Source organism: Enterobacter sp. Bisph1, assembly GCF_000814905.1.
Lineage (GTDB): Bacteria > Pseudomonadota > Gammaproteobacteria > Enterobacterales > Enterobacteriaceae > Kosakonia.
In genome coordinates this window covers 55,721-66,241 of the sequence record NZ_JXAG01000020.1, presented here as the reverse complement: position 1 = coordinate 66,241, position 10,521 = coordinate 55,721, and the positions used below count along the sequence as shown (strand labels likewise).

Here is a 10,521-nt window from a genome sequence, read left to right as displayed (position 1 = left end):
TTAAGAATCCAGTCATCTGAGTGCCCACACAGATTGTCTGATAAATTGTTAAAGAGCAGTGCCGCTGCGTTTTTTGCTGCGGCGCGGGTTGCGTATATTACGTTTTCCCGCCGTGAAGTCAACTGTTTATTTTCAGATTTCTTCACCTGACCGGCCGGTTTGTTTGCCGTTGTGCCGTGTCAGTGGAGGCGCATTATAGGGAGTTAATTCCGGCTGACAACCCCTAATTTGAAAAAAGTTTCCAACCGCCTCTTTTTTCAACAAAGCGCGGTAAAAAGCGGCATAAATGGCCGATTTAGCTGTTTTTGCCACCGTGAGAGACCAGGCGGATGGCATACTAGCGTGTGAAATAAAGAAATAAGGACGTGATAAATGTCGTTGAATGCACAACAACTTGCCGCGCAGAAAAATATCTCCTGGGTGTTGGCGGAGAAACTGGCGCAACAGATCCTGAATGGAGAGTACGCCCCCGGCACTATTTTGCCTGGCGAGATGGAGCTGGGTGAGAAGTTTGGTGTAAGCCGCACGGCCGTCAGGGAAGCGGTAAAGACATTAACCGCCAAAGGCATGGTATTGCCTCGCCCGCGTATCGGTACGCGCGTCATGCCGAAAGAGAACTGGAACTTCCTTGATAAGGAACTGCTCTCCTGGTGGATGCGTGAGGATAACTTCCAGGAGGTTATTCAACACTTTCTTATTATGCGCAGCAGCCTTGAGCCTCAGGCTTGCCTGCTCGCCGCAACGCTTGGTAGCGCGGAACAAAAAGGCCATCTCAATACATTAATGGAAGAGATGGTGTTACTAAAAAAGAACTTCAATCGTGAACGCTGGGTTGAAGTTGATACGGCGTGGCATGAACATATTTACGCGATGAGCGATAACCCGTTTCTGATCTCCTTCTCGTCGCTCTTTCATTCGGTCTATCACACCTACTTTACCTCTATTACCCATAATGAAGTGGTTAAGCTCGACCTTCACCAGGCGATTGTGGACGCTATCCAGGAAAGCGACGGCGAAAGCGCGTTCCGGGCGTGTCAGCTGTTATTGAATACGCCGAATTAACAGGACAAAGTATGACAGAGAAGAAAGCGCGCAGTATGGCGGGCCTGCCGTGGATTGCAGCCATGGCTTTTTTTATGCAGGCACTGGACGCCACCATTCTTAACACTGCTCTTCCCGCTATCGCACAAAGTCTCAATCGTTCCCCTTTAGCGATGCAATCGGCCATTATCAGCTATACGCTGACCGTCGCCATGCTTATCCCGATGAGCGGCTGGCTGGCCGACCGCTTCGGTACGCGCCGTGTCTTTATGCTGGCGGTGAGCCTCTTTACCCTCGGTTCGCTGGCCTGCGCGCTGTCGAATTCGTTGCCGATGCTGGTCGTGTGTCGTGTTATTCAGGGCGTCGGCGGAGCGATGATGATGCCGGTCGCACGCCTGGCGCTGCTGCGTGCTTACCCGCGAAGTGAATTGCTGCCGGTCCTTAACTTCGTCACCATGCCAGGGCTGGTCGGCCCGATTCTGGGTCCGGTGATGGGCGGTGTGCTGGTCACCTGGGCAAGCTGGCACTGGATCTTCTTAATTAATATCCCGATTGGCCTCGCCGGTCTGATTTACGCACGTAAATACATGCCCAACTTCACAACGCCCAGGCGCAGTTTCGATCTCGGCGGTTTTTTCCTGTTTGGTTTAAGCCTGGTGCTGTTCTCAAGTGGGATGGAGTTGTTTGGTGAGAAGCTGGTCGCCAGCTGGCTCGCCTTTGCCATTATTATGAGCGGCGTTTTATTGTTACTGGTCTACATTCGCCACGCGCGCCGCCATCCGACGCCGCTAATCTCCCTTAACCTGTTTCATACCCGTACCTTTTCCGTCGGCATCGCCGGGAATATAGCATCACGGTTAGGTACCGGCTGCGTTCCTTTCTTGATGCCGCTGATGTTACAGGTCGGGTTCGGTTATCCGGCGTTAATCGCCGGTTGTATGATGGCGCCTACCGCGCTGGGTTCTATTCTGGCGAAATCAATGGTAACCCAGATATTACGCTGGTTTGGCTACCGAAAAACGCTGATCGGCGTCACGCTGTTTATTGGATTGATGGTGGCGCAGTTCGCCCTGCAAACGCCGGCGATGGCGGTGTGGATGCTGGTAGTGCCGCTGTTTGTCCTCGGGATGGCGATGTCCACGCAGTTTACCTCGATGAACACGATAACCCTTGCCGACTTAACCGATGAGAACGCCAGCAGCGGCAATAGCGTGCTGGCGGTAACGCAACAGTTGTCGATAAGCTTAGGAGTTGCCGTTAGCGCGGCAGTGCTGCGTTTCTATGAAGGGTTTGACAGTGCGAACACCGTGGAGCAATTCCACTATACCTTTATTACCATGGGGGGCATCACCCTGGTTTCCGCGCTGGTGTTTATGCTGTTAAAAGCCAAAGATGGCCGCAACCTGATTAAAGAAAGGCACAAGTCAGGCTGAACCACGCTCGATCAGGACTGGCGTGAGCTGTAAACGCTGCTGTTGCAGACCCGGCTCGGCAATACGGTGGATAAGCACATCAATCGCCAGCTCACCCAGTTCATCTTTCGGTTGATGAATGGTGGTGAGCGGCGGCGTCATATAGCGCGCCAGTTCAATATCGTCATAACCGACAATGGCCATATCCTGCGGAATTTTCAGCCCCGCCTGGTAAAGAGCCTGATAAGCCCCCACCGCCATCGCATCATTACCCATAAATACCGCCTGCGGACGTTCGTTCATCGCCAGTAATGCCTGCATGGCATCGAAACCGCCGCCGAACTCAAAATCGCTCTCGATTTCATCCCCATCACAAATGGTTAATCCGGCGCGATTCATGGCTGCGCGATAGCCCTCGAGGCGCAGGCGCGCAGGGGTTTTATCTAACGGGCCGGTTATGCAGGCGATACGCGTATGCCCTTTATTGATGAGATATTGCGTGGCCATATCGCCGCCGAGCAAGGAGTTATCCTGAATCAGATCGCTATCGCCGTCGAAGGGTGCCCAGTCCATCATGACTGTTGGAATTGACGGATAGCGTTGCACGATCTCTTGCGAAGGCTGGTGCGTTTCGGTGCACAATAATAGCAGCCCGTCGACGCGTTTTTGCATCAGCGTTTCCAGGTTACGATTCATGCGTTGCTCATCGCCTTCGGTGTTGCACAGCACCAGGCTGTAGCCGCGCTCGAAACAGCTGCGCTCTACGCCACGTACCAGTTCCGAATAAAAAGGATTGGTACTGGCGGTAATTAACATCCCAATAGTGCGCGTCTGGTTGAGCTTTAAACTGCGTGCGATAGCCGAAGGCGCATAGTTTAGCGTCTTGATCGCCGCTTCCACTTTTTCGCTAATCGCCTCACTAACAAAGCGATCTTTGTTGATAACGTGAGAAACGGTTGAAGTGGAAACGCCCGCCACGCGGGCAACATCCTTCATCGTTGCCAAGTTTCACCTCTGCAAAGCGAGAAAATCGTCAATCTCTTTGCGCCACGGCACGGACGGTTGCGCCCCTTTACGCGTCACGGCAATCGCCGCGGCGGCATGAGCAAAACGAATGGCCTCATCCAGCGGTTTCTCTTCCAGCAGTGCCGTCAGTAACGCACCGTTAAAGGTATCACCGGCGGCAATGGTATCGATGGCTTTCACTTTAAAACCCGCTACGCGTTTCCCTTCGCCATTGACGCTGGCCCATACGCCGCGGCTACCGAGGGTAATGATCACCGTTTTAATGCCTTTACCGTGCAGCACGTGCGCTGCGCGCGCGGCGTCTTCGTCACTGGCGACGTTAATCCCGGTAAGCTTTTCCGCTTCCGTTTCATTCGGCGTGATGATATCCACCAGCGCCAGCAGTTCATCGGACAGTTCGCGAGCAGGCGCAGGATTCAGCGCCACAATGGTATTGTTCTGCTGGGCAATGCGCGCCGCCGCCAGTACGCTTTCCACCGGCGATTCCAGCTGCATTAACAGTGCAGCCGCCTGGGCAATCAGGTCATGCTGCGCATTAACACGTTCAACGGAGAGCGCCGCATTCGCTCCCGCATGAATGCCGATAACATTCTCACCTTCACCATTAACGAAAATCAGCGCTACGCCGGTGGATTCCCCCGCCACGACGCTAACCGGAGCGACATCAATATTGTCGCTTGCAAGCTGTTTGCGTACACGCGTGCCGGTATCGTCATCGCCGGTACAGGCGATAAACGCAATATTCGCGCCGCTACGTCCGGCGGCAACCGCCTGGTTTGCCCCTTTACCACCAAAAGCGACCTGATACTGGCTGCCCGTCACGGTTTCACCGGGCGTGGGAAAAGACTCAAGGTTAAGAATGTGATCGGCATTAATACTGCCAAGGACAACGAGTTTGCCTGCGGTTTTCATGATGAGCTTGTCCGTAAAATGCGCCACCTTGTTGGTGGCGCGTGCCATGCTTTTCTTATGTATTATCCCTCAGGTGGAAGGCCTGCGCCCTCCACCAGAATGACGAGTTACTGCTTGATAACCAGTTTCAGGTCAACGGGGTTTTTGGCGTAGACTTTTTCACCTTTCAGCACTTTATCTGCGGTATCGACGCCTTTCGCGCCGATCTGCTCCGGCAGCTGTGCGACGGTTGCCGCCAGTTTACCGTCATTAACCGCTTTCACGCCGTCCGGCGTGCCGTCAAAGCCCACCACCATCACATCAGATTTACCGGCAGTTTGCAGGGCGCGCAGCGCACCCAGCGCCATTTCATCGTTCTGTGCAAAGACAGCCTGCACATCCGGATGCGCGGTCAGCAGGTTCTGCATCACGTTCAGGCCTTTGGTACGGTCGAAGTCAGCAGGCTGGCTGGCCAGTACATTGAATTTGTGCGCTGCAACGGCTTGCTGGAAGCCTTCGCCACGTTCACGGGCGGCAGATGTTCCGGCAATACCCGCCAGCTCAATCACTTTCGCGCCTTCGCCCGCTTTCTTGGCAATGTAATCGCCGGCGATTTTGCCACCGAGGACGTTATCAGAAGCAATATGGCTCACCACTTCGCCACTGCTCGCTACGCGGTCCAGTGTGATAACCGGGATTTTCGCCTGGTTTGCCATTTTGATAGCGTTACCCACCGCGTCGGAATCTGTTGGGTTAATCAGCAGCAGTTTGGTTCCGCGTACGGTCAGATCCTGCACGTTCGCCAGCTCTTTTGCCGGGTTGTTTTGTGAATCCAGCACCACCAGGTCGTAACCCAGTTTGTCCGCTTCTTTCTGCGCGCCCTCTTTCAGGGAAACAAAGAACGGGTTATTCAGCGTAGAGATCACCAGAGCAATAGAGTCCTTCGCCATCGCGTTTGCGCTTACGGTGGCGCTCAGTGCAACAGCAGAAACCAGAGTGGCCAGTTTTTTCATGTTCATTTTCATGAGTCCTGTTGGGTAGGTAATTACTGCTTTTTGTTATCTACCAGCACCGCAAGCAGAATAACCACTGCTTTAACGATCATCTGGTAATAAGAGGAGACGCTCAACAAATTCAATCCATTATTGAGGAAGCCAAGGATCAGTGCGCCGATTAAGGTCCCGACGATACGCCCTTTGCCGCCCGCGAGGCTGGTCCCGCCCAGTACAACCGCAGCGATAGCGTCCAGTTCATAACCGGCGCCCGCAGTAGGTTGCGCCGAGGAGAGACGCGCCACTTCAATAATGCCCGCCAGCGAGGCCAGAAGGCCGCACAGGGAGTAAACGATAACTTTGACTTTATCGACGCTAATACCAGACAAGCGCGTTGCCGACTCGTTACCGCCTAACGCATAGATATAACGGCCTAAACGGGTATGATGCAACAGATACCACGCGGCGATAAATACTACTGCCATCAACCACACCGGCGTCGGAATGCCGAACGGACGGCCAATCCCAAACCAGCCAAAGAGATCGGCGTTATCGTTAAAGCCGGTATTAATCGGGCTACCGTTGGTGTAAACCAGCGTCACACCGCGCAGCAGCAGCATCATCACCAGCGTGGCGATAAACGCCTGCACGCGGCCTTTTGCGACAATCGTCCCGGTTAGCGCTCCAATTGCCGCGCCCAGCGCCAGCGCACCGACAACCGCCACTAGCGCGTTAACTTCCATACCCACCAGCGAGGCGGCAACCGCGCCGGTCAGCGCCAGCAACGAACCGACGGAAAGATCGATGCCGGAGGTTAAAATTACCAGCGTCATACCGACCGCCATAATGGCGTTAACGGAGGTCTGTTGCAGGATATTCAACAGGTTATTAACGGTAAAAAAGTTGGGGCTCATGGTCGACACAATCGCAATCAGCACCAGCAGGGCAATCAACGATTTTTGTTCCATCAACCATGCTTTGGTGAAATATCGGCGACCAGCAACAGCCTGGGTAGTCATCTTTTTTACTCCTGATTCACACGGTTAAGCTTGCCAACTGCGGCAGCCATCAACACTTCCTGAGTGGCCTGCTCGCGCGTGAACTCACCGCCGAGATGCCCTTCATGCATCACCATAATGCGATCGCTCATGCCCAACACTTCCGGCATTTCGGAGGAGACAAGAATGATGCTCAGGCCATCGGCCTTAAATTGGTTAATTAGCTGATAAATCTCTTTCTTCGCCCCAACATCGACGCCACGGGTCGGTTCGTCAAGGATCAGGACTTTCGGGCGCGTCATTAGCCCGCGCGCAATGGCGACTTTTTGCTGATTGCCGCCGGAGAGCAAACCAATCGCCTGCTCCATCGACGGCGTTTTGACATTAAACAGACGGATAAAATCACTTACCGCCTGCTGTTCATCTTTGTGTTTCAGCCTGCCGCCCGCATGGCTGAAGTAGCGCAGCGCCGTCAGCGACATGTTCTCTTTAACCGACATGCCGAGCACCAGCCCGTCACGCTTACGATCTTCGGAAATATAGACAATGCCATTCGCCAGCCCGTCCTGCGGCGAGCGAGTGATCACTTCATGGCCGTCGAGAGTTACATAGCCGCTGGTACGCGGCAGCGCGCCATACAGCACTTTCATTAGCTCGGTGCGGCCCGCGCCCATCAGCCCGGCCACGCCCAGAATTTCACCCTGACGCAGCGTGAAGCTGACGTTTTCCACGCCCGGCCCACACAGCTTATCTACGGTGAGGCGAACCTCGCCCGGCGCTTTATCCAGACGCGGATATTGATCTTCCAGTTTACGGCCGACCATCATTTCGATCAGCGTATCTTCGGTGAGCGTCGCCACTTCGCGCTCGGCAATAAATTGTCCGTCGCGAAAAACCGTCACATCATCGCAAATCTCGAAGATCTCTTTCATTCGGTGGGAGATATAGACAATGCCGCGCCCCTGGGTTTTCAGCTCGCGGATCACGCGAAACAGCGACTCGGTTTCGGTATCGGTCAGGGCATCCGTTGGTTCATCCATAATGATGACCTGCGATTCATAGCTCATCACTTTGGCGATTTCGACCATCTGCTGATCGCCAATCGACAGATCACCCACCAGCCGGTCACTCTTAAAGCGCAGATTGAGTTTCGCCAGCAGCGTATCGGCCTCGGCATACATCTTTTTCCAGTCTATTTTGCCAAAGCGGTTCACAAATTCACGGCCAAGAAAGATGTTCTCGGCGATGCTCAGCTGCGGTATGAGGTTGAGTTCCTGATGAATAATGCCGATACCGGCTTCCTGGGAGGATTTCGGTCCGCTAAAGGTGGTCTCTTTACCCAGCCACAACAGCGATCCGGCGTCACGGCTGTAGATCCCCGTCAGCACTTTCATCATGGTCGATTTGCCGGCGCCGTTTTCCCCCACCAGCGCCATGACGCGGCCGGGATAAACGTTTAGCGCGGCACCGGAAAGGGCTTTTACGCCGGGGAAGGCTTTATCGATGCCTTTGAGTTGTAATAATGCGTCCATGATGGCCTCAGAAGGTGACGCCAGCACAGAGAATGATATTCGCAAACGGGGAACACTCCCCGCTGCGAATGACCGCATGACTGTCCGCGGTCTTTATTTTGAACTGCTCGTGCGTAACGTACCGCACATCGATGGTATTTCCCTGGTGTTTTTGCAGCTGCTCAAGATGCTTGAGCAACGTTTCATGGAGCTGCGGATTATGCTGCTTAATTTCCGACGCGATAATCGCGGACTCAACCTGCATTTCCGCCGTCACCACTTCCACAACCTGCATAAAGGAAGGTACGCCCTGGGTTAATGCCATATCAATGCGTTGGGTATTACACGGCACCGGCAACCCGGCATCGCATACCACCAGCGTATCGGTATGACCAAGACGAGAGATGACTGACGAGATATCAGCGTTAAGCACACGACCTTTTTTCATTTTTTATGCTCCATCAGCGAAACGTTTCGCTAACGACGAGTGTAGTACGAAGAATGTGCAGAAAACCATCGTGCCGTTGCAGAAATGTGATCGATATCGAAACGTTTCGCTTGTCGAAACGGTGAAAAAAACAGCTTTGCTAAATTATCGTAAATCGACAGGATTTTATAATAAAAACCCCTCATTAAGAGGGGTTAATAAGCATTAAATTTCGACCTGCGTTCCGAGTTCTATTACCCGGTTTGGCGGGATCTCAAACTGGTCAGGCGCGCGCAGCGCATTGCGTTGCAGTACCAGATAGAGCTTACCGCGCAGGCGCAGATACCAGGGCCGTCTGCCGACAATTAACGACTCGTGAGACATAAAGAACGAGGTTTCCATCATCCGACAATTAAGCCCTTCAAGGCCGCAGCGGTGGAACACCTCTTCCACGTTAGGCGTTTCGCGCCAGCCGTAGCTCGCGACCACGCGCCAGAACGTCGGCGACAGCTGCTCAATCTGCACCCGGCGCACATTGTGCACGTATGGCGCATCTTCCGTGCGTAGCGTTAACAGGATCACACGCTCATGCAGCACTTTGTTGTGCTTGAGATTGTGCATCATGGCGAACGGAATAACATTCAGCGCACGGGACATATACACCGCCGTACCCGGTACGCGCACCGGCGGCGATTTCTCCAGGGACGCAATCATTGCTTCCAGTGAATTGCCGTGTTCATGCATACGGCGCAGCAGGCGGAAACGTTCGCTCTTCCAGGTGGTCATCACCAGGAACATCACTAACCCGAGGGTTAACGGCAACCAGCCACCAGAAAGGATTTTGTCGAGGTTCGCCGAGAACAGCGGCACATCGAATGAGAGGAAGAACACCAAAATCAGACCCACCAGCACTTTATTCCAGTGCCAGTTTTTACGCGCCACGGTGGTCGAGAGAATCGAGGTCAGCACCATGGTGCCGGTAACCGCGATGCCGTACGCCGCTGCCAGGTTGCTGGAGTGTTCGAAGCTAACAATAACCAGTACCACGGCGAAATAGAGCAGCCAGTTAATAAAAGGAATATAGATTTGCCCGGATTCACGTTCGGAAGTATGGATGATACGCATCGGCGCAAGATAGCCCAGACGTACCGCCTGGCGCGTCAGGGAAAAGACGCCGGAGATAACCGCCTGCGAGGCGATAACCGTCGCCAGCGTCGCAATGATCAACATCGGGATTAGCGCCCACTCCGGTGCGAGCAGGAAGAAGGGGTTCTTAATCGCTTCCGGGGTTTTCAACAGCAACGCGCCCTGGCCAAAGTAGTTCAGCACCAGCGACGGCAGCACAACAGTAAACCAGGCCACGCGGATCGGCAGCTTACCAAAGTGACCCATATCGGCATATAACGCTTCTACCCCGGTGATGGAAAGCACGACCGCGCCCAGCGCCACAAAAGAGACCGCTTTATATTGCAGGAAGAAATTCACCGCCCACATTGGGTTCAGCGCCTGCAACACTTCCGGGTTATCAATAATGCTGCGCAGACCCAGCACGGCGAGAATCAAAAACCACGCCAGCATAATGGGTGCAAACAGCTTACCCACCAGCCCGGTGCCATGTTTCTGGATCGCAAACAGCAGGGTTAAGACCGCTATTGAGAGGGGGACAATCCACGTATCAAGTGAAGGGGCGACGATTTCGAGACCTTCTATCGCCGACATCACCGAAATGGCGGGCGTTATGACCACTTCACCGTAGAAGAAGCTGCCGCCAATCAACCCCATAATCACCAGCACCGACGTCATCCTGGCGGAGGTATTGCGCCCGGCCAGCGACATCAGGGTTAAGATCCCGCCTTCACCGGCGTTATCCGCCCGCATGACAAACGTCAGATACTTAATGGAAACAACGAAAATCAGTAGCCAGAAGATGAGCGACAAAAAGCCGAATACGGCATCGCGCTCAACGCCAAAACCAAACTGACCGGACAAACATTCACGGAGTGTATAAAGCGGGCTGGTACCGATATCCCCGTAGACAACGCCAATCGCCGCAAGCGTAACAGCGGGTAATGATTGCTTATTATCAGTGCTCATAGACTAATCTTTTGATTGAATGCAACAATGTGTGCTTAGTCCCTTGGCCCACGAAAAGCGCACAGTATGCACGATTATTTGTGAAATCGTACCCCTAAATGCGGCCACGTTAATCGGCCATAAAGAAAA

The 10,521-nt window shown here is 53.7% G+C and carries 9 protein-coding genes; 2 read left to right on the top strand and 7 right to left on the bottom strand.

The features are described 5' to 3' along the window. The first annotated feature begins 372 nt into the window (after positions 1-372). Together RW65_RS01715 and mdtD are read left to right on the top strand one after the other, a co-directional pair. On the top strand, positions 373-1,062 hold the full coding sequence (locus RW65_RS01715) for a FadR/GntR family transcriptional regulator (protein WP_039054922.1): 690 nt from the start codon (positions 373-375) through the stop codon (positions 1,060-1,062). An 11-nt stretch (positions 1,063-1,073) separates the two neighbouring features. Then, complete coding sequence (mdtD, locus tag RW65_RS01710) at positions 1,074-2,474, top strand: multidrug transporter subunit MdtD (protein WP_039054921.1); 1,401 nt, start codon at positions 1,074-1,076, stop codon at positions 2,472-2,474. Here the strand turns inward: mdtD and rbsR are convergent. The 7 genes from rbsR to kup form a co-directional block, all read right to left on the bottom strand. Next, on the bottom strand, positions 2,466-3,458 hold the full coding sequence (gene rbsR / locus RW65_RS01705; protein ID WP_156123949.1) for a ribose operon transcriptional repressor RbsR: 993 nt from the start codon (positions 3,456-3,458) through the stop codon (positions 2,466-2,468). The genes mdtD and rbsR overlap by 9 nt on opposite strands. Positions 3,459-3,461: 3 nt before the next feature. Continuing rightward, positions 3,462-4,391: a ribokinase gene (rbsK, locus tag RW65_RS01700; protein ID WP_039054923.1), complete on the bottom strand. Its 930-nt coding sequence runs from the start codon at positions 4,389-4,391 to the stop codon at positions 3,462-3,464. 107 nt (positions 4,392-4,498) lie between these two features. Next, the gene (gene rbsB / locus RW65_RS01695; RefSeq protein ID WP_039054919.1) at positions 4,499-5,389 is read right to left on the bottom strand and encodes a ribose ABC transporter substrate-binding protein RbsB; all 891 of its coding nucleotides are present in this window, start codon (positions 5,387-5,389) and stop codon (positions 4,499-4,501) included. A gap of 26 nt (positions 5,390-5,415) precedes the next feature. Beyond that, positions 5,416-6,381: a ribose ABC transporter permease gene (gene rbsC / locus RW65_RS01690; RefSeq protein WP_039054918.1), complete on the bottom strand. Its 966-nt coding sequence runs from the start codon at positions 6,379-6,381 to the stop codon at positions 5,416-5,418. Between the two features lie 5 nt (positions 6,382-6,386). Next, complete coding sequence (gene rbsA, locus RW65_RS01685; protein WP_039054917.1) at positions 6,387-7,892, bottom strand: ribose ABC transporter ATP-binding protein RbsA; 1,506 nt, start codon at positions 7,890-7,892, stop codon at positions 6,387-6,389. 7 nt (positions 7,893-7,899) lie between these two features. Further along, positions 7,900-8,319, bottom strand: coding sequence for a D-ribose pyranase (gene rbsD, locus RW65_RS01680; RefSeq protein WP_039054916.1), 420 nt, complete (start codon positions 8,317-8,319; stop codon positions 7,900-7,902). Between the two features lie 204 nt (positions 8,320-8,523). After that, positions 8,524-10,392 carry a low affinity potassium transporter Kup gene (gene kup, locus RW65_RS01675; RefSeq protein WP_039054915.1) on the bottom strand — a complete coding sequence of 623 codons (1,869 nt, stop codon included), beginning with the start codon at positions 10,390-10,392 and terminating at the stop codon, positions 8,524-8,526. Between the last annotated feature and the right edge of the window lie 129 nt (positions 10,393-10,521).

Excerpts from the sequence above, each read along its gene's own strand:
- rbsD (WP_039054916.1), bottom strand. The coding sequence starts at position 8,319 with ATGAAAAAAGGTCGTGTGCTTAACGCTGATATCTCGTCAGTCATCTCT.
- rbsC (WP_039054918.1), bottom strand. The coding sequence starts at position 6,381 with ATGACTACCCAGGCTGTTGCTGGTCGCCGATATTTCACCAAAGCATGG.
- rbsB (WP_039054919.1), bottom strand. The coding sequence starts at position 5,389 with ATGAACATGAAAAAACTGGCCACTCTGGTTTCTGCTGTTGCACTGAGC.
- RW65_RS01715 (WP_039054922.1), top strand. The coding sequence starts at position 373 with ATGTCGTTGAATGCACAACAACTTGCCGCGCAGAAAAATATCTCCTGG.
- kup (WP_039054915.1), bottom strand. The coding sequence starts at position 10,392 with ATGAGCACTGATAATAAGCAATCATTACCCGCTGTTACGCTTGCGGCG.
- rbsA (WP_039054917.1), bottom strand. The coding sequence starts at position 7,892 with ATGGACGCATTATTACAACTCAAAGGCATCGATAAAGCCTTCCCCGGC.
- mdtD (WP_039054921.1), top strand. The coding sequence starts at position 1,074 with ATGACAGAGAAGAAAGCGCGCAGTATGGCGGGCCTGCCGTGGATTGCA.
- rbsK (WP_039054923.1), bottom strand. The coding sequence starts at position 4,391 with ATGAAAACCGCAGGCAAACTCGTTGTCCTTGGCAGTATTAATGCCGAT.